Consider the following 23866-nt stretch of genomic DNA (forward strand, 5'->3'; position numbering starts at 1 on the left):
TATGAGCCAGTTCTACCATTGTTCAGATAAGTTTAAGCAAGATACTGTCAATCACAGTGACCATTCATGGTCATTACACTTCCTCCAGTTGCCAGACAATGCCTAACATAAAAACGCAAAAGCCCAAAAGTCAGAGCTTAGGTGTTCTAGGCGTTTTCTAAGCGCTGAAGAAATACGTCTTACCGTAGATTGCGTGCGTTTCTGAAGCACATTTTCCTTATACATGGCTTTATCCCAGGCAGCTTCATCAAGCTCTTGGAGTAACAAGCCAGTAATAATGCGACACTCTCGGGTTTGTAGCGAGCCGCTGGTGAGATCGGAGTTATAGCGGAAAGGGGTCATTTGTAATTATTTGTGGGTGGAGGATAGTTAACTTATTATTGTAGTTGGAAGAGGCTGCTTTCCAAACATTAGCACCTCGTAATGCTTGTTACTGTATATTAATTTATGCTCTTAGCGCATGTTAATGGGCTATTACAATGCATAATGTCCACATCAAGATAACTGTGGCTTAACACCTGTACAAGCGAAAAAAATCAATCACCTGTCCGGAAATACGGGATCACTGTAAAGTGTTGGTGAGGCAGTCTAGGAGGGGGATTTAATTTGGGATACTGATGAAAGGATTATGATCAGTTGGATATAGGATCGTACTAAGCTGAGCGGCAGGTTAGCTAGATTAGTTAACCAGATAAGTGAAATCTAGTTCCAAACTATTTTGTCATTTTTAATTTTCGTATTAGCTTACGACGCTACACCCAGTTCCCATCTATTTTGTCACTCTTCCCTAAATAATCCTTAAAAACTCCATTTCCACCCCTCCCAGTTCCCAACTATTTTGTCCGCCCACAGCTGTTAATCTGGCAGCCTTCTTTTTTTCTATTTTCTTCTTCACTCCTCCTTAATTCCTCCATCTTTTTTCAACTTTGAAATAAAATGTTACACAATATGCGGTTTTTAGCGTGATTGATATATTTATGCGATTAAACATATATCTAAACACATTTATCATAGCAATGAGTAAAATGTTTTTTTTGATTAAAAAATACGCTCTTTTTAATATTGTTGAATAATAATATTGATGTATTCCTAAAAATAAATGAATAGCATTCAAGATGGCTTTTTTTGTCTATAATGAAAAATAATATATTAAAGAGGTTGTATTTCTTTCTGTCATTTATTTATATTTAGTTAATTCGAATTAAAGTTTTAATTATTGTCTGTTCGTTAATTCAGAGTAGTATTTCGCTGTCTTAAGGATGGTGTGTTTTATTATTTATTTATACGTAAAACACGGGAATATAATATATTAATGGAGTCATAATGAAACTGAAAATTATTGCTAGCGCATTGGTTTTATCTTCTACAGTGCTGGCTGGTCATGCTCTGGCATCTGATGGTACTGTTCACTTCCGTGGTGAAGTTATTGATAGTACCTGTGAGGTGACTGCGGATACTGCCGATCAAAACGTTGATCTGGGCAAAGTTAACCGTACAACATTTACTGGTGTTGGTAGTACTGCTGCACCAGCTAATTTCGAGATTGATCTGGAAAAATGCCCTGCAACATACAGTAAAGCAGCTGTTCGTTTTGACGGTGTTGAAGCCTCCGATGGCAACGGTGACCTGGCTGTTGGCGACCCGGCAACAACGAGTGCCCCCGGTGATTATACCGGTGACGGCTCAGCAACAACGGCAACCGGTGTAGCGATTCGTATTTATAACCGTGCTGACAGCTCCCAGGTAAAACTGCGTGATGATTCCGCTTACAGTGATATTGATACGGTGGGTGGTACGGCGACGATGCAGTTTATTGCTCGTTATATTGCAACCAGCGCTACAGTCACCCCAGGTACTGCTAACGCAGATTCACAGTTCACCATCGAATACGTTAAATAATATAAATATCAATTCTATTGATTCTTTTTATTAATTATATGACGTCGGTCATTAAGGCTTTGTGCCGATCGAACGGCGTCATTTTTAATTTTACAGGGATAGTAAATATATGATTACACGGCTAGCTAAATTCATTTTTACTATGATGGTGTTTTTTTATACCATGTCATCTTTTGCCGGGATTGTGGTGGGTGGTACTCGTGTCATTTTCCCAGGCAATGCTCCGGACACAACTATCTCTGTTTATAATAAAGAAACTACACTTCCTTATCTCATCCAGGTCTGGGTTGACCCTTTTAATAAAGATGATAAAAGTAAGCCGCCTTTTACGGCTATCCCCCCAGTCTCTCGCCTTGAACCCGGGCAGGAAAAAATATTACGCATTGTCAAGGTTGCTGGTGAACTCCCAAAAGATCGGGAGTCTGTTTTTTGGCTGAATGTGAAAAACATTCCGCCATCAAGTAATAAAAAAGATGTTAGTACGCTGGAAATAGCCATTAAAACAAGAATTAAAATGTTCTGGCGTCCAGCCTCTATCAAGCTTACGCCGGAAAAAGCCGTGGCGAAGGTAAAGTGGCATAAAAAAGGGAATCAGTTAGTTGTAGAAAACTCAAACCCTATCCATATGAATATTATGGACGTTACTATTGATGGGAAAGATGTTCCTCTTAATATGATTCGACCTTTTGAAACATTAACACTGGCATTGCCTGCTGGTGTTTCGGGTCATTCGCTTGTCTGGCGTTTTATCAATGATTATGGTGCGATTAGTGAACCTGTAAAGCAGGCACTTTAATTCCCCGATAAGGATATCTCAATGATTCGCTTGCATCTTTATCTCGCGATGGCGTCAGGCGCTTGTCTGGGAATGACTACTCACGCCATAGCCAGAGATAGCCTGTTTAACCCCAATTTATTGGAAATTGATCATCCTGTTGATGTTGATATCCATCAATTCAACCGCTCGAATGCGCTGCCGCCCGGTGACTATAAGGTAGATGTGTTGATTAACGGTAAACTATTTGAGCGGCGGGATGTTAAATTTATTCAGGATAAACCGGACGCCGATCTACATCCCTGCTTTGTTGCTGTTAAGGAGATATTGTCCTCCTATGGCGTGAAGGTTGATGCCGTAAAGTCATTACAAAATGTTGACGATAAAACCTGTGTAAACCCCGTACCGTTAATTGATGGTTCGACCTGGTTGCTTGATGCCAATAAACTGGCGTTAAATATTACCATCCCGCAGATTTATTTGAATACCGCCGCCTACGATTATATCAGCCCGTCCCGTTGGGATGAGGGCATAAATGCGATAATGGTCAACTATGACTTTTCTGGATCGCATACAGTTAAATCAAACTACGATTCAGGAAATGACGATACTTATTACCTTAACCTACGAAACGGTATTAACCTTGGGGCGTGGCGGCTACGTAACTATAGCACGTTGAACGCAACGGGCAGCGATGCGGAATATCACTCAATCAGCAGCTATGTTCAACGGGATATAGCTGCATTGCGTAGCCAGATTATGGTCGGAGATACCTGGACTGCGAGCGATGTGTTTGATAGCTCTCAAATCCGCGGAGTCAGGCTGTATACCGATAATGACATGCTGCCGTCGAGTCAGAATGGGTTTGCACCCGTAGTTCGTGGGGTGGCAAAAAGTAACGCGACGGTCACTATTAGGCAAAATAGATATGTGATTTATCAGTCTGCCGTACCGCAGGGCGCTTTTGAGATCACTGATCTGAATACTGCCAGCGGCGGCGGTGATCTTGATGTCACCATTAAAGAAGAAGACGGCAGCGAACAGCACTTTACCCAACCTTATGCGTCGCTGGCTATATTGAAACGCGAAGGCCAGACCGATTTTGATATCAGCGTTGGGGAGATGCGTGATGAAAGTGGCTTTACTCCCAATGTCATCCAGGCGCAGGCTCTACATGGTTTACCTTGGGGTTTAACATTATACGGTGGGACGCAGATTGCTGAAGATTATGCTGCTGCTGCCTTTGGGATGGGGAAAGATATGGGCGCGATCGGCGCCATATCGTTTGACGTCACCCATGCGCGCTCACATTTCGATGATGGCGAAGACGAAAGCGGTCAGTCCTACCGTTTTCTCTATTCCAAACGCTTCGATGAGACAGATACCAATTTCCGCCTGGTGGGCTACCGCTATTCAACCAAGGGTTACTATACCCTCGATGAGTGGGCGTCACGACAAGATGATGGTGCCGATTTTTGGGTTATGGGTAACCGCCGCAGTCGTGTTGAGGGTAGCTGGTCTCAATCGTTTGGTCGAGGTCGGGGAAATATTTACCTGACGCTCAGTCGCCAGGAATATTGGCAGACAGATGAAGTGGAGCGTCTGGTGCAACTGGGCTATAGCAATAACTGGCGGCAAATATCATGGAACGTGTCGTGGAACTATACCGATTCCATCAATCGTTATACGGGCAACCAGCATTATAGCGATGATAATAATAACGATGACAATGGACATGAACAAATCTTCATGTTCTCGGTTTCCATTCCGCTTTCTGGCTGGTTGAATAGCAGCTACGTCAACTATTCAATGACGCAGAATAACCAAAATGACAGCACCATGCAGGCTGGGATTGGCGGGACGCTGTTGGAAGGGCATAACCTTTCCTATAACGTCCAGGAATCGTGGACCAGTACGCCGGAAGATACCTACAGCAGCAACGCAAGCCTTAACTATAGCGGAACCTATGGTGCGGTGAACGGTAGCTATGCTTATAGCCGCGATTCGCAGACGCTTAACTACGGTGCCCGCGGTGGAATTCTGCTTCATGGCGGCGGCGTCACATTCTCTCAGGAACTGGGGGAAACGGTCGCGTTGGTAGAAGCGCCTGGCGCGGATGGACTATCGGTTGAAAACGCCACTGGTGTAGCGACGGACTGGCGCGGCTATACGGTGAAAACTCAGCTCAATCCGTATGATGAGAACCGGGTAGCGATTAATAGTGATTATTTCGCTAAAGCGAACGTTGAACTGGATAATACCGTTGTAAACCTGGTTCCAACACGAGGGGCGGTAGTAAAAGCCGCATTTGTCACCCATGTTGGATATCGAGTGCTGTTTAGCGTGACGCAGATTGATAGAAAACCTGCGCCATTCGGTGCAATGGCGACTGCAGACCTCGAATCAGGGACCGTGACAGGTATCGTTGGGGATAATGGTGAACTTTATCTATCAGGCATGCCATTGGAAGGGCATTTCAGCGTTATGGGACAAAAAACATGTTCAGTGGATTATCATATCGCGGAGCCGAGGGATAATGCGCTTATACAAATACCCGTGATTTGTAAATGAGATAGGGATGCTAAATTGAAAATCATAAAATACTTACCTTTGTTGCTAGTTTGTCTTTGTACTCATACAATTGCTGCGGATACGTACTGTGAAGCCGATGGTGGCACTCATCATAGTGTATTGGTTTTTTCCGGGACAAAAATTAGTGCGGCACAAAACAAAACTGGGCAAACTGTTAACAAAAATGTCAATAATGGTGAGCAATATAGCGGTGTTTGCCATTGCAACAGAAACTATAATTATGCTTACTACACTGCTGAGAGTAACCCAGCCTTAGAAAAAATGTCATCTCGAAATAATGTTCAATACTATAATTTGAATGAGTATCTTGATGTCGGGCTATCCATTGAAATTTTTGGTCGTGGGTATATTAATGTACCATTCGCTGATCAGCCTAATAACCCAGATGGTTCTTATACTTGCACCAATAACAAAAAGATAACGACTTTTACAAGCGGATCGGATGCCATTATTTATTTTTATATAAAAGAGCCTTTTATTGGTACAGTGACAATACCAGCAACCTTACTAGCATCTTTATATGCAACAACATCATCTATAAGCTCGGGGAATACCCACATACTTTCTGATGTGTATATTCAAGGTGATATCACAGCGCCTCAGGAGTGTATTGTTAACGGTGGACAAACTATCGAAGTTAATTTCGGTAAGATCCCTGCATCGGAGTTTTCGGCGACGCCAGGTACTGCAATAACCGACAGAAAAATACCGATAAGTGCATCGGTAAAATGTACGGGAATGTCTGCGGGCCAGGATGTTGAAGTATCGTTGCATGCCACGCAAGCGGGATCGCTGCCAACGGTGATTGAGACGACAAACGCAGATGTCGGCATCAAGATGTACGATGAGTACAATAATGAAGTGGACGTGAACGGCGGGCGTATGGAAACCGATATGGGGACTCGTTCTCGTCTGGGCGAGGAGAATGGCGAGTTTAATTTTTCTGCTGCGCCTGCCAGCGCGACGGGAACCCGTCCGCAGCCGAGCACGTTTGATGCGAATGTTACTATTACTATGGAAATTAAAAACTAATACTGTTGTGGCCGTATTCGCGGCCACTAAAATTTCACTTCTATTACACCTGATTATTCTGTGTCATCAAACTGTCATAAACCTTACATATAACTGTCACCTGTTTGTCCTATTTTGCTCACCATAGCTTCGAAACAATGATTTACGAATCCAGCAGGAGACATTATGAAAGTTATGCGTACCACCGTCGCAACAGTTGTCGCCGCGACCTTATCGATGAGCGCTTTCTCTGTTTTTGCAGCAGCAAGCCTGACTGGCGCAGGTGCAACTTTCCCCGCGCCGGTGTATGCCAAATGGGCAGATACCTATAACAAAGAAACTGGTAACAAAGTTAACTACCAGGGTATCGGCTCCTCTGGCGGCGTAAAACAAATCACTGCCAACACCGTAGATTTCGGTGCTTCTGATGCTCCTCTGGCTGACGACAAACTGGCTCAGGAAGGCCTGTTCCAGTTCCCGACCGTTATCGGCGGCGTGGTGCTGGCGGTGAACATCCCGGGTCTCAAATCAGGTGAACTGGTGCTTGACGGTAAAACGCTGGGTGACATCTACCTGGGTAAAATCAAGAAGTGGGATGATGAAGCCATCACCAAACTGAACCCTGGTTTGAAGCTGCCTTCTCAGAACATCGCCGTTGTGCGTCGTGCTGATGGTTCCGGTACTTCCTTCGTCTTCACCAGCTACCTGGCGAAAGTGAACGAAGAGTGGAAATCTAAAATTGGCGCAGGTTCTACCGTAAACTGGCCGACCGGTCTGGGTGGTAAAGGCAACGACGGCATCGCCGCTTTCGTTCAGCGTCTGCCGGGTTCTATCGGCTACGTCGAATATGCTTACGCTAAACAGAACAATCTGGCTTATACCAAGCTGCTGTCAGCAGACGGTAAGCCGGTTAGCCCGACTGAAGATAACTTCGCTAACGCAGCGAAAGGTATCGACTGGAGCAAATCCTTCGCACAGGATTTGACTAACCAGAAAGGTGAAAATGCATGGCCGATCACCTCTACAACCTTCATCTTGGTTCACAAGGCTTCCACTAAGCCAGAGCAGACTGCTGAAGTGCTGAAGTTCTTCGACTGGGCGTATAAAAACGGCGGTAAAGAAGCAAACGCACTGGACTACGCATCCCTGCCGGATAGCGTGGTTGAGCAGGTTCGCGCTGCATGGAAGACCAACGTGAAAGACAGCAGCGGTAAAGCGCTGTACTAATACCCGCGGAATATCGAGCTGCCGGCCATGTTCCAGCAGCTCGAATTATTTAGGGTATGGTATTACCTTTGCCAGAAAGATCAGTAAACTACGGTTTTTTCTGGCCCGAAACTGAAGAGTAATTTATGGCTGCAACCAAGCCGGCATTCAACCCTCCGGGGAAAAAGGGTGACATAATTTTCAGCGTGCTGGTAAAACTGGCGGCGCTGATTGTGCTATTGATGCTGGGCGGCATCATCGTCTCCCTCATTATCTCTTCCTGGCCAAGCATTGAAAAATTCGGCTTTGCCTTCTTATGGACCAAAGAGTGGGATGCGCCGAACCAGATTTTCGGTGCTCTGGTGCCGATTTACGGCACGCTGGTCACCTCATTTATCGCGCTGCTGATCGCCGTACCGGTGAGCTTTGGTATCGCACTGTTCCTGACGGAACTGTCGCCAGCCTGGCTGAAGCGTCCTCTGGGCATCGCCATTGAGCTGCTGGCGGCAATTCCCAGTATTGTATACGGCATGTGGGGCCTGTTCATTTTTGCCCCGCTGTTTGCGACTTACTTCCAGGAACCCGTTGGCAACGTCTTGTCCAACATTCCTTTCGTCGGCGCTTTGTTCGCTGGCCCGGCATTTGGTATCGGTATTCTCGCCGCAGGCGTCATCCTGGCGATCATGATCATTCCTTATATCGCTGCCGTTATGCGTGACGTTTTTGAACAGACGCCGGTGATGATGAAAGAGTCCGCTTACGGTATCGGCTGTACGACGTGGGAAGTTATCTGGCGTATCGTTCTGCCCTTTACCAAAAACGGTGTTATCGGTGGGGTAATGCTCGGGTTGGGACGTGCGCTGGGGGAAACCATGGCGGTGACCTTTATTATCGGCAACACCTACCAGCTCGATAGCGCCTCGCTGTTTATGCCGGGCAACAGTATCACCTCTGCGTTGGCTAATGAGTTTGCCGAAGCGGAAACCGGCCTGCACGTTGCAGCATTGATGGAGCTGGGTCTGATTCTGTTTGTGATCACCTTTATTGTACTGGCTGCCTCGAAGTTCATGATTATGCGCCTGGCTAAGAATGAGGGGGCTCGCTAATGGCGACGATCGAATTGCAAACCACTGCAGAACTGGCGGAATCTCGCCGTAAAATGCAGGCAAAACGCCGCATGAAAAACCGCCTCGCCCTGACGCTATCGATGGCGACCATGGCGTTTGGTCTGTTCTGGCTTGTCTGGATCCTGATGTCTACCGTAACCCGCGGTATTGATGGCATGAGCCTGGCGCTGTTTACCGAAATGACACCGCCGCCAAATACGGCGGGTGGTGGTCTGGCAAACGCCCTGGCGGGCAGCGGCCTGTTGATCCTGTGGTCGACGGTTATCGGCACACCTCTGGGCATTATGGCGGGGATTTATCTGGCGGAATATGGACGTAAATCCTGGCTGGCCGAAGTTATCCGCTTTATTAACGATATCCTGCTTTCTGCACCTTCGATTGTTGTCGGCCTGTTTGTCTATACCATCGTGGTGGCGCAAATGCAGCACTTCTCCGGCTGGGCAGGCGTGATTGCGCTGGCTCTACTGCAGGTGCCTATCGTTATTCGTACCACGGAAAACATGCTGAAACTGGTGCCAGACAGCCTGCGAGAAGCGGCTTATGCGCTGGGAACGCCGAAGTGGCGCATGATTTCTGCTATCACCCTGAAAGCATCGGTATCCGGCATCATGACCGGTATCCTGCTGGCTATCGCCCGTATCGCCGGGGAAACGGCACCGCTGCTGTTTACCGCGCTCTCCAACCAGTTCTGGAGCACCGATATGATGCAGCCGATTGCTAACCTGCCGGTGACCATTTTCAAATTTGCCATGAGTCCGTTTGCGGAGTGGCAGCAACTGGCATGGGCCGGGGTATTGATTATCACCCTGTGCGTATTGCTGCTGAACATTCTGGCGCGCGTTATTTTCGCGAAGAATAAACACGGTTAATTTTTACGGCGCGGCGAAATGCGGCGTCGAATGAGGAAGAGAACGAGATGAGTATGGTGAATGCAACCCCGGGTAAGCTTTCAGTTCGTAACCTGAACTTCTACTACGGAAAATTCCATGCCCTGAAAAACATCAACCTGGATATCACCAAAAACCAGGTTACGGCGTTTATCGGTCCGTCAGGCTGCGGTAAATCCACGCTGTTGCGTACGTTCAACAAGATGTTTGAGCTGTACCCGGAGCAGCGCGCGGAAGGCGAAATTCTGCTGGATGGCGATAATATTCTGACCAACACCCAGGATATCGCTCTGCTGCGTGCGAAAGTGGGCATGGTATTCCAGAAGCCGACGCCGTTCCCGATGTCTATCTATGACAACATCGCTTTTGGCGTGCGTCTATTTGAGAAACTTTCCCGAGCGGATATGGACGAGCGCGTCCAGTGGGCTTTGACCAAGGCCGCATTGTGGAATGAAACCAAAGATAAATTGCATCAGAGCGGATACTCTCTCTCCGGTGGTCAGCAGCAGCGTCTGTGTATTGCGCGCGGTATCGCGATTCGTCCGGAAGTCCTGCTGCTGGATGAGCCTTGCTCAGCGCTGGACCCGATATCTACCGGGCGCATTGAAGAGCTGATCACCGAACTGAAACAGGATTACACCGTCGTTATCGTGACCCACAACATGCAGCAGGCTGCGCGTTGCTCCGACCATACGGCATTTATGTATCTTGGCGAGCTGATTGAATTCAGCAACACGGACGACCTGTTTACCAAGCCCGCTAAGAAGCAAACTGAAGATTATATTACTGGCCGCTACGGTTGATTGCCCTTCTGCTTTCAGGCTCTAACCCATTGGGCAATCAGGAGATACTATGGACAACCTAAATCTTAACAAACATATTTCCGGCCAGTTCAATGCTGAGCTGGAGTACATCCGCACTCAGGTCATGACCATGGGTGGGCTGGTGGAGCAGCAGCTTTCTGATGCGATCACCGCGATGCACAACCAGGACAGCGAACTGGCGAAGCGCGTTATCGATGGCGATAAACAGGTCAATATGATGGAAGTGGCGATCGATGAAGCCTGCGTGCGCATCATTGCCAAACGTCAGCCGACCGCCAGCGACCTGCGTCTGGTGATGGCGATCATCAAAACCATCGCAGAGCTGGAGCGTATCGGCGACGTGGCGGATAAAATCTGTAGCACTGCGCTGGAGAAATTCTCTCATCAGCACCAACCGCTGCTGGTGAGCCTGGAATCGCTGGGGCGGCATACCGTGCAGATGCTGCATGATGTGCTGGACGCCTTCGCGCGTATGGATCTGGACGAAGCGGTGCGTATCTACCGTGAAGACAAGAAAGTCGACCAGGAATATGAAGGCATTGTGCGTCAGCTAATGACCTATATGATGGAAGACCCGCGTACTATTCCAAGCGTGTTGACCGCGTTGTTCTGTGCTCGTTCGATTGAGCGTATCGGTGACCGTTGCCAGAACATCTGTGAGTATATTTTCTACTTCGTTAAAGGTCAGGATTTCCGTCATGTTGGCGGCGATGAACTGGATAAGCTGCTGGCGGGGAAAGACCCTAAAGAGTGATAAATCACAAAAACTAATCTTGATAAATGGAATTATCAGGTTAACTTATGATTTGTGATTCTCTTGTTTTAATGAAGTAAAATCGGTGAGATTTTCGTCACAAATAATAATTTCATTAATTGTGATCTGATTTTTATAGCGCAACAATACGGACCATTAATCGGGTAACTTGTCATTACAAGGCTCGAATTAAAAACTCTGGATTGTTACTGCGTAAGCAGGCAAAACCTGATGTCGCCATTCACATGGTGATGTCAGGTTTTTTTTTGCCAAATAATCCACTATCAGCAAGATACTGGGGTTGTTACCGCGGTGCGGGCAAAACCTGAAGCAAATTACCTCTGTTTTAGACAGGTGATTTGCTTCAGGTTTTTTTTGATTCTAAGCAAGGATGTTTGAGGGTAAACCATGAAGGCATTAGCCGAAAAAATAATCGCTGGCGTCGGCGGGCGAGAGAACATCATTAGTCTGATGCACTGTGCGACACGTTTACGCTTTAAGCTTCACGATCGGAGTAAAGCTCAGGCTGAGAGACTTAAAAATACCACCGGCATTATTATGGTTGTCGAAAGCGGCGGCCAGTTTCAGGTTGTTATTGGCAATCACGTTGCTGATATGTTCAATACTATTAATGGGTTGATTGGGGTAATAAATAACGCTGATAGTGTAAAAAAAGAAGAGGATAAGGATAATATATTCAATAAGCTTATCTATATCATCTCCGGGATATTTACGCCTTTTATAGGGTTGATGGCAGCTACCGGTATTTTAAAAGGTGTTCTGGCATTATCGCTCGTTTGCGGATGGACAACCGAGCAGAGCGGTACTTATTTACTGATGTTCAGCGTCAGTGATTCCCTGTTTTATTTCTTCCCCATTATTCTGGGCTACACGGCGGGGCAACGATTTGGTTGTAACCCGTTTACTACGATGGTGATTGGTGGGGCGCTAACTCACCCATTGATTTTGCAGGCATTTGAAAAAGCGCAAAACCCGGATAACCCGATCCTGCATTTTCTGGGTATGCCGATTACCTTTATCAATTATACCTCTTCCGTGATCCCGATTATTTTTTCTGCCTGGCTCTGTAGCCTGTTGGAGAAAAGATTGAACCGCTGGCTGCCTTCAGCCATCAAAAACTTCTTTTCTCCTCTGATTTGCCTGGTCGTTATTACGCCGCTCACCTTTTTAGCGGTAGGTCCGGTGTCTACATGGCTGAGTGAAATGCTGGCGCTGGCCTATCAGTTTCTCTATCAAACAGCGCCCTGGTTAGCTGGTGCAGTGATGGGCGGATTGTGGCAGGTGTTCGTAATGTTTGGCCTGCATTGGGGGTTGGTGCCGTTATGTATCAATAACTTTACCGTGCTCGGTTATGACACGATGCTGCCGCTAATGACGCCAGCCATTCTGGCTCAGGTGGGCGCTGCGCTGGCTATTTTTATCAGCGAACGCGATGCACAGAAAAAAGTGGTGGCGGGGTCAGCTTCGTTAACCGGACTTTTTGGTATCACTGAACCTGCTGTTTATGGTGTTAACTTACCGCGTCGTTATCCGTTTATTGTGGCCTGCGTGAGCGGCGGTATTGGTGCTGCAATAGTGGGTTTCGCGCAGACGAAAGTTTACTCTTTTGGTGTTCCGAGTATTTTTACCTTTATGCAAACCATTCCACCGACGGGGGTTGATTACACGGTTTGGGCCTGCATTATCGGTAGCTTCCTGGCAATGGGATTCGCTTTCCTTGGTACCCTGTTGTTCGGCATTTTTGGCAAGAAAAATAGTCAACCGCAACCAGAAGAATCCACCGTTGAACTGAGCAATCAACCGTTGCAGAAATTTGAAACGATCGCCTCTCCCATGAACGGAACTATCGTTCCCCTGGAGCTGGTACCTGATAACACTTTCGCCAGCGGTTTATTAGGTAAAGGCATCGCGATTCTACCTAATAGCGGTACGGTCTATTCTCCCGTTTCGGGCGAGGTTATCTCTTTATTTGAGTCATTACACGCCATTGGTATTAAGTCTAATGATGGCGCGGAGATCCTTATTCATGTTGGCCTTGATACCGTTAAATTGAAGGGACAGCATTTTACTTCTCATATTGATGTCGGTGATAAAATTTCTACGGGCGATCTCTTATTATCTTTTGACCTCCCCGCGATATCTGCCGCTGGTTTTAATCTCGTGACGCCAATACTAATAACCAATAGTGATGATTATATGGATGTTCTGGTTTTAGGGAAGGAGCAGGTTCTTTCCGGGAGTGAGCTTCTGTCAATCATTAAATAAGCATAAATGACAGGTTTTTCTTTCCTGTAACCATGAGTTTAAAGGAGGCATCTTTAATCTTTGCGTTTGAATGATAACGTTTTTATATAGCGTCAGAGCCGGAGTGTTATCTGGCGCATTTATTTTCTAACGGTATTCCGTTTTATGCCAATACTTAGATAAAGGGATATTATGTTTAAAAGAAATCTGATTACATCTGCAATGATTCTTATGGCCCCGCTTGCTTATACCGCTAATGCCATGGCGGAATCGCTGACGGTTGAGCAACGTCTTGAACTTCTGGAACAGGCGCTTAAGGATACGCAGAAAGAGCTTAAAAAATACAAAGATGAAGAAAAGACCCGGAATCAGATATGGGTCTCAAATACTCAGTCTGGCGGTAATAAAGGAAATGCAGTTCAACAGGTAGTGAGCGCTCCGGCACCTGCGGGCAGTGCGCAAAAACCGGCCGCCGTACTGGTAAGAAATGATCAAACCGCGGCTAATGGAGAATCTATTTATAGCTCCATGACGATGAAAGATTTCAGTAAGTTTGTGAAGGATGAAATCGGCTTTAGCTACAACGGTTACTACCGCTCTGGCTGGGGAACCGCATCGCATGGATCGCCAAAGTCCTGGGCAATCGGTTCGCTTGGCCGCTTTGGTAACGAATATTCCGGCTGGTTTGATTTGCAGCTCAAGCAGCGGGTTTATCAGGAAGGCAATAAGCGTGTTGATGCGATAGTTATGCTTGACGGTAACGTTGGCCAGCAATATTCCACTGGCTGGTTCGGCGATAACGCTGGTGGTGAGAACTATATGCAGTTCTCTGATATGTACGTGAATACCAAAGGTTTCCTGCCGTTCGCGCCGGAAGAGGATTTCTGGGTCGGTAAGCACGGTGCGCCGAAAATTGAAATCCAGATGCTGGACTGGAAAACCCAGAGAACGGATGCAGCGGCCGGTGTTGGCCTTGAAAACTGGAAGGTGGGCGCGGGTAAATTTGATATCGCTCTGGTACGCGAAGACGTTGATGATTACAACCGCTCGTTGACCAAAAGCCAGCAAATTAACACCAATACCATTGATATTCGTTATAAAGAAATTCCTCTCTGGGATAAAGCTTCGCTGATGGTTTCAGGGCGTTATGTGGCGGCGAATCAGAGCTCATCAGAGAAATATAATGAAGGAAATAATGGATATTATGAGTGGAAAGATACCTGGATGGCAGGAACGTCGTTAACGCAGAAATTTGATAACGGCGGGTTTAACGAATTTTCATTCCTGTTGGCAAATAACTCGATTGCCAGCAGCTTCTCACGCTATGCGGGGTCCAGTCCGTACACAACCTTTAACGGCAGATACTATGGCGATCATACCAACGGTACCGCCGTCCGTTTAACCTCGCAGGGTGAAACCTACCTGCGTGATGACGTGATTCTGGCCAACGCGATTGTTTACTCCTTCGGTAATGACGTTTATAGCTATGAAACGGGCGCACATTCAGACTTTGAATCCATTCGCGCCGTCGTCCGCCCTGCCTATATCTGGGATAAATACAACCAGACCGGCGTTGAGCTGGGGTACTTCAAGCAGCAGAACAAAGATCTAACTGGCAAGAAATATAACGAGTCTGGCTATAAGACCACGCTGTTCCATACCTTCAAAGTGAATACCAGTATGCTGACCTCCCGCCCGGAAATCCGTTTCTATGCGACTTATATTAAAGCGAAGGACATCGACCTGGATAAGGCAGCGAACAGCAATACCAGCAGCATTTTTGAAGATGGTAAAAACGATCAATTTGCCGTTGGCGCCCAGGCTGAAATCTGGTGGTAAAGCTGGCAACGGTCAGGACAAAATTTTCAAGAGGAATCACGATGAAACGACATGCTATTTATTTCGCTCTGGCGCTGGCGGGTGCCGCGTTTACCGCCCATGCCGCGCCGTTTCCGGCAACGCCAAACGGGTCGATCCCAGTCAGCCAGTATATTACGCAGGTTAACGCTGATAAGAGCATAACCTTCCGCCTGTTTGCGCCGGGCGCAAAACGCGTCTCCGTGGTGACGGGCGCAACGCCGGATACCTTTTTTTCTCACGATATGACTAAAGACGAGCAGGGGATCTGGACGTGGAAAGGCGAAGCTCTGGCCCCTAACCTCTACGAATACTATTTTGATGTTGATGGATTCCGCTCTGTTGATACCGGCAGCCGCTATCAGAAGCCGCAGCGCCAGGTGAATACCAGCCTGATTCTGGTGCCGGGCAGCATTCTTGACGATCGGGCGGTTGCTCACGGTGAGTTACGGACGTTGACCTATCACTCAAAGGCGCTGAATTCTGAACGTCGTGCCTATGTCTGGACGCCGCCGGGTTATACCGGTACCGGCGAACCGCTGCCGGTACTCTATTTCTATCACGGTTTTGGCGACAGCGGCTTGTCGGCCATCGATCAGGGACGCATCCCGCAAATCATGGATAACCTGTTGGCTGAAGGCAAAATTAAGCCGATGTTAGTTGTGGTACCGGATACTGAGACCGATGTTCCTGAAGCGATCGCAGAGAACTTCCCGCCGCAGGAGCGGCGCAAAACGTTCTATCCGTTAAATGCCAAAGCGGCCGATAAAGAGTTGATGAACGACATCATTCCGCTGATTGATGAGCGCTTCAATGTGCGTAAAGACGCGGATGGCCGGGCGCTCGCCGGGCTGTCGCAGGGCGGCTATCAGGCGCTGGTTTCAGGAATGAACCACCTTGAAAGCTTTGGTTGGCTGGCAACGTTTAGTGGCGTAACGACAACAACGGTGCCGGATGCAGGCGTGGAAGCACAACTAAACCAGCCGCAGGCGATCAATAAGCAACTGCGTAACTTTACCGTGGTTGTCGGTGAGAAAGATGTTGTCACCGGGAAGGATATTGCGGGTCTGAAAACTGAGCTGGAAAAGCAGAAAATCAAGTTTGATTACCATGAATATCCCGGTCTGAACCATGAAATGGATGTCTGGCGTCCGGCTTACGCTGAGTTTGTGCAGAAGCTATTTAAGTAAAAATAAGGGGCCAGGATTCAGGCCCCTTATCTTCAATATTTACAGGGAGATAAAATGAAATTAATCGTGACGGAAGATTATGAAGAGATGAGTCTGGTCGCCAGCCATCATGTTCTGGGCTACATCACCGCACCGCGGAGGATGAATTTGGCGGTGACGGCAGGCAGCACGCCGAAGAAAATGTATGAACATTTGACTGCTGCCATCAAAGGGAAATCCTTTTATTCTCAGGTTCATTATTACAATTTTGATGAGATTCCTTTCCGCGGCCAGGATCGTGAGGGCATCACCATCAGTAATCTGCGTAATCTGTTTTTCACTCCCGCGCAGATTCAGGAACAGAACATCCACAAGCTCAGCCATGAAAACTTTATGCACCATGACCGTCAGTTGCAGGAAGACGGTGGCCTTGACCTGATCGTCATGGGGCTGGGTGCTGACGGCCATTTTTGCGGTAACTTGCCGAATACCACGCGTTTCCATGATGCGACTGTTGAATTTCCTATTACCGGGGATATGGTTGGTATCGTTGCCCATGGCGAAATGGGCGGGGATTTCTCAGTGGTGCCGGATAGCTACGTTACCATGGGGCCGAAAAGCGTGATGGCGGCGAAAAATCTGCTGCTTATCGTCAGCGGTGCGGCGAAAGCTCAGGCGCTGAAACAGGTAATTGAGGGTGAAGTGAGCGAGCAGGTTCCGGCCTCGGTGCTGAAACTGCATCCTTCATTGGTGATTATTGCCGATAAAGCTGCGGTTGCTGAGCTGAGCCGTTGATATCGCTCACCTGAAGCCATGTGTTTGGGTTTGCTTGGTATTACCTCCCAAAATTCCCGGTGGCGCTGCGCTGACCGGGCTACAGGTTCACCATCGTCTGCGGACCGGTAGCCCGGACAGATGCACAGCATCGCCTCCGGGGATTTCCTGCAATTCTGGTCTCCAATCAGCATTAGCATTCAGACTTTGCCAGCAGTTTCTGCGTTAGCCCAGTAATCGCAGCGGTGGTATCTGCATCATCACCAAGGCTAGCCGGGATCAGAATATCCTTCCTATGAGAAATCTGCCCATAAGCGTAATTTACCGCAGCTCAGGCAGCGGAACAGGTAGCCCTGACAATCGCCGTTATTGCGAAGATATCTGGAGAGATCGTCTGAATCGATGCCAAAGTCGGCACAGTCACCGGCGAGATCGGCAAATTCATCTAAACGATCTTTAATTTCATCCCATCCGACGTAGCCGATAAAGGCGCAGAAATCGCCGCAGTGAGCAAGCCAGAACTCCTGTTGCCAGCCCCGATATCCCGGCGTTCGAGTTACCAGTTCAAGTTCCTGTTCTTTGCTATATGGACTGATGAAATGGCCGTCAAATTCACCTTCTTCATCAAATTGCCCCTGCAGTCCTTCCACGCTGCATTCGTCCTGAAAGCTGCCGTTGAATTTTTCCGCAGCGGAGCCATCGGCGATACACCACGGGCAGAGCTGCTCGACGTCATCAACGCAGTAGAACGGGGAAGTATAGTAAACCGATGTCTGCTGTTCACAGCATTGGCAGACAACGGTTTTATCATCGACAAATGCCCCTGTTGCCAGGGGATCGGGATGATATTTAAAGGCGGGTAACGGTTTTGTCTGGCGCATTAAAATCCCTCTTATGATGTTATATCCCACCCGCGCGCTTTCCACAGTTTCGGCAGTTCGTCCAGGTGGGTAAACGTCGTCACTTTCGGATGCACGATCGGCTTGTTGTGCGGATCGGCGCAGAAGTAGAACACCTCCATTCCGGCAGCGATCCCTGACTGCGCACCTGCGCTGGAATCATCGACCAGTATGCAGTTCTCGACGTTCACGTTCATCGCTTTTGCGGCATGGAGCATCAGGGCCGGATCGGGCTTCCAGCGCTGGATGTCGTACCCGCTGTAAAGACGCTCAGGAAAATGGTGCAGCATTCCGGTTTTGCCGAGAGAGTGCTGCATTTTGCTCACCGGGCCGTTGGAGACCACGCACATCGGCACCTTGACCGCATCCAGCAGCGCCTGTGCGCCAGGGATGACTTCCAGTTCAGTATCAAACAGACGTGCAACTTCATCGCGGTAAACCGGCTCAAGAGTCGCTTTTTGCAGGTCAACGCCGTACTCCGCGTTAATGGTGTCGATAATCTCGTAAAGTTTGACGCCCTTGAAGCGCTTAAAAATTTCTTCTAAATCCAGCGTAATGCCAAATTCCCTGAACATATGGACGTAGGCGCGGGAGCAGATCACCTCGCTGTCGACCAGCGTGCCGTCACAGTCGAAAAATACTGATTCTGGTTGGGTCATGTCGTTTCCATTTTAGTAAGTTAACGTTTTCGTCATGCTGATTCGTGAGACGCAATCGTTGCCGTATAAGTAAAATCAATGAAAAAAAGTATCTCACAACTGCCCTTATTGTCGCATTTTGGTATAGGATAGCGACGAATTTTCCCTCCTTTGTTCGGAAACCGATAATGAGTCAACAACAAACCAGCCAGTCTTCTGGCCAGGGTCTGCTGGAGCGCGTGTTCAAACTCCGCGAACATGGCACGACGGCACGTACCGAAGCGATTGCAGGTTTCACCACCTTCCTGACGATGGTGTACATCGTTTTCGTTAACCCACAGATTCTCGGCGTGGCGGGTATGGATACCAGCGCCGTTTTCGTCACCACCTGTCTGATCGCTGCATTCGGCAGCATCATGATGGGGCTGTTTGCTAACCTGCCGGTGGCGCTGGCGCCAGCAATGGGCCTTAACGCCTTCTTTGCGTTTGTCGTGGTCCAGGCGATGGGGCTGCCGTGGCAGGTCGGGATGGGCGCGATTTTCTGGGGCGCTGTTGGCCTGCTGCTGTTGACGATTTTCCGCGTACGTTACTGGATGATTGCTAATATCCCGGTTAGCCTGCGCGTCGGTATCACCAGCGGTATCGGTCTGTTTATCGGGATGATGGGCCTGAAAAACGCAGGTGTGATTGTCGCAAACAAAGACACCCTGGTGAGTATTGGCAACCTGACGTCCCACAGCGTACTGCTGGGTATTCTCGGCTTCTTTATTATCGCGATTCTGGCTTCCCGCAATATTCACGCGGCGGTACTGGTTTCAATCGTGGTCACCACGCTGCTGGGCTGGATGTTGGGTGATGTTCACTATACCGGCATCGTTTCTGCGCCGCCGAGCGTCACCACGGTGATTGGTCATGTTGATCTGGCGGGTTCGCTGAATCTCGGTCTGGCGGGAGTTATCTTCTCGTTTATGCTGGTGAACCTGTTCGACTCTTCCGGTACCTTGATCGGCGTGACTGATAAAGCCGGTCTGGCCGATGAGAAGGGTAAGTTCCCGCGCATGAAGCAGGCGCTGTTTGTCGATAGCGTTTCGTCCGTTGCGGGTTCCTTTATTGGCACCTCTTCCGTGACTGCCTATATCGAATCGTCTTCAGGGGTTTCCGTTGGCGGCCGCACTGGCTTAACCGCCGTAGTGGTTGGTCTTCTGTTCCTGCTGGTTATCTTCCTGTCGCCGCTGGCAGGCATGGTTCCGGCCTATGCCGCAGCCGGTGCGCTGATTTACGTTGGCGTCCTGATGACGTCCAGCCTGGCGCGCGTGAAGTGGGATGATCTGACCGAATCGGTTCCGGCGTTTATTACTGCCGTGATGATGCCGTTTAGCTTCTCCATCACCGAAGGTATTGCCTTAGGCTTTATCTCTTACTGCGTGATGAAGATTGGTACCGGCCGTCTGCGTGACCTCAGCCCATGCGTGATTGTGGTTTCGCTGCTGTTCGTGCTGAAGATTGTGTTTATCGACGCTCATTAATGCGCGTTCCCCTCACACTCGGCATGCTGGCGAGTGTGAGGGAACAATACTACGCTTTAACCCGCTGAATATACTCAGCAAAGGCGCTTAGCTGCCCGCTGAGATGATCGAGCGTACTCTGATCGACCACCTTCCCCTCCTGCGGATCGACCTTATTCTGAATCACACCGCCCATAAACTCTGGCTTGTTCATCACCATCGCATCGAGGAAGACCAGAATCTGGCGCAGATGATACTGGCAGCGCGCGCCGCCAATCGCGCCCATTGAGCTGGTTTGAATCAATACTGGTTTGCCGGATAGGGGCTGTTCTGGCAGACGAGACAGCCAGTCGATGGCATTTTTCAGGCCACCAGGAACCGAGTAGTTATATTCTGGAGTTACGATAACCACACCATCCGCTTCGCGAATTTGCTGAGCAATATCCTGCACGCTTTGCGGGAATCCCTCTTCCTGTTGGGCGTCGGCATCGTACAGCGGAATCGCGCCAATGGATGGTAACGCGGAGATTTCCATTCCCGCAGGCGCAATGCCGGGCAGGGTGCGCGCTACCATGGCATTAAAAGAGCCCTTGCGCAGGCTTCCGAGTAACGTAACAACTTTCAACGTATCAGACATGATTGCTCCTTTGCATCATGATGGCCGGACGGGCCGGTCAGTTGAGGGAGAAGGCTTTTTCGGTTGGTAAGCTGGTAAAGCGCATGAGTCGAGTGGATAACTCTTTTGCACGAACTTGCGCGTCAGGCAGGCTGTGCCACCCCGCTTTGCCGCCATATTCCCAGATTTTTAGTTGGCCAATATCCGGGCTTGCGGCGATGGACCAGACCAGCACTGTTTCGGCGTCACAGACGGCTTCTATTGGCTGCATTCTGCCCGTTCGTAATCGGCCCGATCCCGGGAGAAGCTGTAGGTGAACTGGGGATTCCCCGGTCAGTTTCAGGGTACTTTTTCGTAGTGCAGCCAGTTGAGCGCGTGCTTCATCGGGGTCGTGCTGGTTGCTAATCCATAAACGCTCATTGCTATTAAAAGTGTAGCGGTCAGCATCATGTAATGAATGTAAAACCTGGGAGGTGTGCCGTAGCTCCATATCCAGACCGCAATCCCCTTCGGTGGTGAGTGCTACGCCAACGATATTACCAGCATAGGAGATGGAGAAACGCGGGAGATGTTCGTCGCGAAAAGCCGGTTTTCCATTCTCTTCGTCAATAATTTCTGGAAGTTCGCTAATGCCATACAACATAAAGAGTAGTTCTGCGAGTAGCGATCGTGATGCACGATAGCGGCTTTGTCGGTACTCGGGCAGGCGTCTTGCTGATTGATGACAGGCCGCCGACAGGCGTGTTGATTGTGGTTCTCTGGTGTTGAGTATCCCTCTTGCAAAATGCGTTGCCATTCGTCGCTCCGTGATTAATGGTCAATGATAAAAACTGCGAATAATATTATCGCTCAGAATAGTCAGGTTTTAATGCGGAAATGACCTCTTGAAAAGGGAAATTGTGTGAATTTTACAATTTATTGCGCAAACGAGGCAAACCAGGGCTATAACGGGTCGATATAGAGCTGTCTTAGGGTTTCTCGCAGCCAGACGATCTTCGGGTTGTAGCTATTGCGCTTATGCCACAACAGCGTGAAGGGTACGCGCACTTTCTCCAGAAGCGATGGCTCAAGCGGTAGTGGAAGCGAGACCAGCGGTAGATGATGCTGCTGATTATAACGTTGACAATAGCGTGGCGCAGTTGCCAGCATCGTATGATTCGGCTGTGCGGCCATAAACAGCGACTGCTCAAAACCTGGCACAGTCAACGCCACGGTGCGTTTATGCCCCAAATCGTGCAGCACGTCATCCAGCGCCCAGGTATCGCTCTGTTCCCAGCATATATTGATGTGCGGATAACGTAAGAAGGTGTCAAGATTCCATTCCTCGCTGAGCGCGGGGTGATCGGCGCGTAGCCACACCTGCGGCAGGTCGGTAAACAGAACCTCAAAATCAATATACCAGGGCAGCATACTTAGCTGTTCCCGGGATCGCGGATGGGTTTCACGCCCGCAAAAACCGATATCAACTTCGCCACGAATAATGGCATCCAGTGAATCGTAATCCCAATTACGCAGGCGGATCAGCGCCTGAGGATAGTGCTGGTAGATCCGCTGAGAAAGCGAATTTAGCAGGATCATCAGCAGCGGCGACTCCGCTGCCAGCTCAAACTTCAGACCGCTTGGCATCGTGTGATGAGGCTTATCGAGGATCTGATTGCCCATCTGCATCCAGTCCGCTAAATCCTGCTCCATGCTGCTCATCAGCGGCGTGGGCGACAGTCCCAGAGGGGTTTTAACAAACAAGGGATCGTCAAACCAGGCGCGCAGCTTGGCCAGCGACTTACTCACCGCTGACGGCGAGACGTTCATTCGTTTCGCCGTGCGGGTGACGCTGAGCTCCTGTGTTAAAAGCTGCAGGCACAAGAGTAAGTTAAGATCGAGACTCGACAGGGGTTTCTTCATAGCGCTGCGCGGCCCGCGACGGGGAAGCGACCATAATCAGAACAATGCTTACTATGCTACAGGCAATGAGTATCCCGATCAGCATATTCATTGCGCTGAGGCCGACGATCGCCGCCAGCCAAATCCACAGCGAAGAGCCGCAGACCTGAGCAATCCCTAAAACTGAGCTTGCGACGCCCGCGCGCAGGGTAAATGGCCCTAAAGCCTGACTCATCGCCACGCCAAAGCCGACGGAGAATCCGGCGCAAATAAGCCCCAGTCCCAGCATCGTCATGGTCTGGCTGGTGGAGAGGCAAAGTAGCAGGCCAGCGATAAAGAACAGAACCTGCGAGGTCAACATCAGCGTGCGCGGCTTAAACAGCGTCAGGGCAAACGGCGTCGAGAACGAAACCACCATACTGACCAGCGCCATCAGCGCCATCGCCATGGAATAGGTACCGCGATCGAAGCCCATCTCTTCCATCATCAGCACCGGGGAGACGTTAACGTAGGTCAGGATAGTCGTCACGCTCAGGGTGGTAATGACAATTCGGCTGAGGAAAAAGCGGTTAAGTAGCGACTCGGGGGCGATGTTTTGCTGCGTTTCCGTGTGCGGCACGGAGGTTGGGCGCGTTTCCCGCAAAGCAAAAATCGAAAGCAGGCCTACCAGAACGCCCATACCGGTCATGGTATAGAACAGGCTCTGCCAGGGGTATTTCAGCATAATCAGATGGCCCAGTACCGGAGCCAGTACCGGAATAATGCAGGTGATACCGTTTAGCAACGACAGGACTTTGGCACGGCGGCGATCGTCGAGGGTATCGCGCAGCACCGCAAAGGCGACGACGTAGCAGCTGCCCGCGCCAATCCCCTGAATAAAACGCCCAACCAGGAAGTGGATACTGACCTGCGCTTGAGAACAGAGCAGGGACGCCAGAACAAAGACTATGGCTCCGAATATGGCAACCGGCTTACGTCCTGATTTATCCGCTATACGGCCAGCAAACAGCATCGCGGCGGCCATTCCCGCGAGATAAACCGAGAAGGCGATGTGCAGCTGCGCTTCGCTGGCCCCCAGGTCCTGCGCGATGCGCGGCAGGCCGACCAGATACATATCGATGCCGGATGGATAAAGCAAAACCAGCGCAAAACTACAGATAAGAAAGCGTGCCATAGAACCCCTCACA

21 protein-coding genes are annotated in these 23866 nt (G+C 49.2%); 14 read left to right on the forward strand and 7 right to left on the reverse strand.

Annotated elements, in window-relative coordinates; genetic code table 11:
- Positions 1-102 precede the first annotated feature (102 nt).
- Positions 103-342, reverse strand: coding sequence for a BrxA family protein (locus AC07P6_RS30565; protein ID WP_001353740.1), 240 nt, complete (start codon positions 340-342; stop codon positions 103-105).
- Between the two features lie 981 nt (positions 343-1323).
- On the opposite strand from AC07P6_RS30565, the gene AC07P6_RS30570 reads away from it, so the two are divergent.
- The 13 genes from AC07P6_RS30570 (at position 1324) to AC07P6_RS30630 (ending at position 17161) form a co-directional block, all read left to right on the forward strand.
- Complete coding sequence (locus tag AC07P6_RS30570; RefSeq protein WP_478315362.1) at positions 1324-1899, forward strand: chaperone-usher fimbrial major subunit; 576 nt, start codon at positions 1324-1326, stop codon at positions 1897-1899.
- A gap of 109 nt (positions 1900-2008) precedes the next feature.
- Entirely contained in the window at positions 2009-2695 is a 687-nt protein-coding gene (locus AC07P6_RS30575; RefSeq protein WP_478315363.1) for a fimbrial chaperone, read from the forward strand.
- A gap of 21 nt (positions 2696-2716) precedes the next feature.
- Positions 2717-5245: a fimbria/pilus outer membrane usher protein gene (locus tag AC07P6_RS30580; RefSeq protein WP_478315364.1), complete on the forward strand. Its 2529-nt coding sequence runs from the start codon at positions 2717-2719 to the stop codon at positions 5243-5245.
- A gap of 15 nt (positions 5246-5260) precedes the next feature.
- Complete coding sequence (locus AC07P6_RS30585; RefSeq protein WP_478315365.1) at positions 5261-6298, forward strand: fimbrial protein; 1038 nt, start codon at positions 5261-5263, stop codon at positions 6296-6298.
- Positions 6299-6463: 165 nt separating this feature from the next.
- On the forward strand, positions 6464-7504 hold the full coding sequence (gene pstS, locus AC07P6_RS30590; RefSeq protein ID WP_434661005.1) for a phosphate ABC transporter substrate-binding protein PstS: 1041 nt from the start codon (positions 6464-6466) through the stop codon (positions 7502-7504).
- A 125-nt stretch (positions 7505-7629) separates the two neighbouring features.
- The gene (pstC, locus tag AC07P6_RS30595; RefSeq protein WP_110276028.1) at positions 7630-8589 is read left to right on the forward strand and encodes a phosphate ABC transporter permease PstC; all 960 of its coding nucleotides are present in this window, start codon (positions 7630-7632) and stop codon (positions 8587-8589) included.
- On the forward strand, positions 8589-9479 hold the full coding sequence (pstA, locus tag AC07P6_RS30600) for a phosphate ABC transporter permease PstA (RefSeq protein WP_110276027.1): 891 nt from the start codon (positions 8589-8591) through the stop codon (positions 9477-9479). The genes pstC and pstA overlap by 1 nt, the downstream gene beginning before the upstream one ends.
- 47 nt (positions 9480-9526) lie before the next feature.
- Positions 9527-10300 (forward strand): phosphate ABC transporter ATP-binding protein PstB, encoded by a 774-nt coding sequence (pstB, locus tag AC07P6_RS30605; protein ID WP_110276026.1) that lies wholly within the window; start codon positions 9527-9529, stop codon positions 10298-10300.
- A gap of 49 nt (positions 10301-10349) precedes the next feature.
- Positions 10350-11075 (forward strand): phosphate signaling complex protein PhoU, encoded by a 726-nt coding sequence (phoU, locus tag AC07P6_RS30610; protein ID WP_110276025.1) that lies wholly within the window; start codon positions 10350-10352, stop codon positions 11073-11075.
- 408 nt (positions 11076-11483) lie between these two features.
- Positions 11484-13361 (forward strand): PTS beta-glucoside transporter subunit IIABC, encoded by a 1878-nt coding sequence (bglF, locus tag AC07P6_RS30615; RefSeq protein ID WP_478315366.1) that lies wholly within the window; start codon positions 11484-11486, stop codon positions 13359-13361.
- A 171-nt stretch (positions 13362-13532) separates the two neighbouring features.
- Positions 13533-15179, forward strand: coding sequence for a carbohydrate porin (locus AC07P6_RS30620; RefSeq protein ID WP_478315368.1), 1647 nt, complete (start codon positions 13533-13535; stop codon positions 15177-15179).
- Positions 15180-15220: 41 nt separating this feature from the next.
- The gene (locus AC07P6_RS30625; protein WP_478315369.1) at positions 15221-16387 is read left to right on the forward strand and encodes an alpha/beta hydrolase-fold protein; all 1167 of its coding nucleotides are present in this window, start codon (positions 15221-15223) and stop codon (positions 16385-16387) included.
- 54 nt (positions 16388-16441) lie between these two features.
- Positions 16442-17161: a glucosamine-6-phosphate deaminase gene (locus AC07P6_RS30630; RefSeq protein WP_478315371.1), complete on the forward strand. Its 720-nt coding sequence runs from the start codon at positions 16442-16444 to the stop codon at positions 17159-17161.
- A gap of 272 nt (positions 17162-17433) precedes the next feature.
- Here the strand turns inward: AC07P6_RS30630 and cbrC are convergent, their stop codons facing one another.
- Positions 17434-18021 (reverse strand): PF03691 family colicin E2 tolerance protein CbrC, encoded by a 588-nt coding sequence (gene cbrC / locus AC07P6_RS30635; RefSeq protein WP_182235422.1) that lies wholly within the window; start codon positions 18019-18021, stop codon positions 17434-17436.
- 11 nt (positions 18022-18032) lie between these two features.
- Positions 18033-18698 carry a 6-phosphogluconate phosphatase gene (gene yieH / locus AC07P6_RS30640; protein WP_478315372.1) on the reverse strand — a complete coding sequence of 222 codons (666 nt, stop codon included), beginning with the start codon at positions 18696-18698 and terminating at the stop codon, positions 18033-18035.
- Positions 18699-18865: 167 nt separating this feature from the next.
- Between yieH and adeP the strand changes: the two genes are divergently transcribed.
- Positions 18866-20203, forward strand: coding sequence for an adenine permease AdeP (adeP, locus tag AC07P6_RS30645; protein ID WP_110276019.1), 1338 nt, complete (start codon positions 18866-18868; stop codon positions 20201-20203).
- A 49-nt stretch (positions 20204-20252) separates the two neighbouring features.
- On the opposite strand, the gene AC07P6_RS30650 is transcribed toward adeP, so the two are convergent.
- The 4 genes from AC07P6_RS30650 to AC07P6_RS30665 form a co-directional block, all read right to left on the reverse strand.
- Entirely contained in the window at positions 20253-20819 is a 567-nt protein-coding gene (locus AC07P6_RS30650; protein WP_182235420.1) for an NADPH-dependent FMN reductase, read from the reverse strand.
- Positions 20820-20856: 37 nt separating this feature from the next.
- Entirely contained in the window at positions 20857-21594 is a 738-nt protein-coding gene (locus AC07P6_RS30655) for a 4'-phosphopantetheinyl transferase family protein (protein WP_478315373.1), read from the reverse strand.
- A 146-nt stretch (positions 21595-21740) separates the two neighbouring features.
- Positions 21741-22700, reverse strand: a complete 960-nt coding sequence (yidZ, locus tag AC07P6_RS30660; RefSeq protein WP_434661016.1) for an HTH-type transcriptional regulator YidZ — start codon at positions 22698-22700, stop codon at positions 21741-21743.
- Positions 22669-23853 (reverse strand): MdtL family multidrug efflux MFS transporter, encoded by a 1185-nt coding sequence (locus AC07P6_RS30665; protein ID WP_478315374.1) that lies wholly within the window; start codon positions 23851-23853, stop codon positions 22669-22671. The genes yidZ and AC07P6_RS30665 overlap by 32 nt, the downstream gene beginning before the upstream one ends.
- Positions 23854-23866: the final 13 nt, after the last annotated feature.

Source organism: Klebsiella sp. GFKo11, from assembly GCF_056490265.1.

Bases quoted from the DNA above. Each gene is read 5' to 3' on its own strand.
- AC07P6_RS30565 (WP_001353740.1), bottom strand. From the start codon at position 342: ATGACCCCTTTCCGCTATAACTCCGATCTCACCAGCGGCTCGCTACAA.
- AC07P6_RS30570 (WP_478315362.1), top strand. From the start codon at position 1,324: ATGAAACTGAAAATTATTGCTAGCGCATTGGTTTTATCTTCTACAGTG.
- AC07P6_RS30575 (WP_478315363.1), top strand. From the start codon at position 2,009: ATGATTACACGGCTAGCTAAATTCATTTTTACTATGATGGTGTTTTTT.
- AC07P6_RS30580 (WP_478315364.1), top strand. From the start codon at position 2,717: ATGATTCGCTTGCATCTTTATCTCGCGATGGCGTCAGGCGCTTGTCTG.
- pstS (WP_434661005.1), top strand. From the start codon at position 6,464: ATGAAAGTTATGCGTACCACCGTCGCAACAGTTGTCGCCGCGACCTTA.
- pstC (WP_110276028.1), top strand. From the start codon at position 7,630: ATGGCTGCAACCAAGCCGGCATTCAACCCTCCGGGGAAAAAGGGTGAC.
- pstA (WP_110276027.1), top strand. From the start codon at position 8,589: ATGGCGACGATCGAATTGCAAACCACTGCAGAACTGGCGGAATCTCGC.
- pstB (WP_110276026.1), top strand. From the start codon at position 9,527: ATGAGTATGGTGAATGCAACCCCGGGTAAGCTTTCAGTTCGTAACCTG.
- phoU (WP_110276025.1), top strand. From the start codon at position 10,350: ATGGACAACCTAAATCTTAACAAACATATTTCCGGCCAGTTCAATGCT.
- bglF (WP_478315366.1), top strand. From the start codon at position 11,484: ATGAAGGCATTAGCCGAAAAAATAATCGCTGGCGTCGGCGGGCGAGAG.
- AC07P6_RS30620 (WP_478315368.1), top strand. From the start codon at position 13,533: ATGTTTAAAAGAAATCTGATTACATCTGCAATGATTCTTATGGCCCCG.
- AC07P6_RS30625 (WP_478315369.1), top strand. From the start codon at position 15,221: ATGAAACGACATGCTATTTATTTCGCTCTGGCGCTGGCGGGTGCCGCG.
- AC07P6_RS30630 (WP_478315371.1), top strand. From the start codon at position 16,442: ATGAAATTAATCGTGACGGAAGATTATGAAGAGATGAGTCTGGTCGCC.
- cbrC (WP_182235422.1), bottom strand. From the start codon at position 18,021: ATGCGCCAGACAAAACCGTTACCCGCCTTTAAATATCATCCCGATCCC.
- yieH (WP_478315372.1), bottom strand. From the start codon at position 18,698: ATGACCCAACCAGAATCAGTATTTTTCGACTGTGACGGCACGCTGGTC.
- adeP (WP_110276019.1), top strand. From the start codon at position 18,866: ATGAGTCAACAACAAACCAGCCAGTCTTCTGGCCAGGGTCTGCTGGAG.
- AC07P6_RS30650 (WP_182235420.1), bottom strand. From the start codon at position 20,819: ATGTCTGATACGTTGAAAGTTGTTACGTTACTCGGAAGCCTGCGCAAG.
- AC07P6_RS30655 (WP_478315373.1), bottom strand. From the start codon at position 21,594: ATGGCAACGCATTTTGCAAGAGGGATACTCAACACCAGAGAACCACAA.
- yidZ (WP_434661016.1), bottom strand. From the start codon at position 22,700: ATGAAGAAACCCCTGTCGAGTCTCGATCTTAACTTACTCTTGTGCCTG.
- AC07P6_RS30665 (WP_478315374.1), bottom strand. From the start codon at position 23,853: ATGGCACGCTTTCTTATCTGTAGTTTTGCGCTGGTTTTGCTTTATCCA.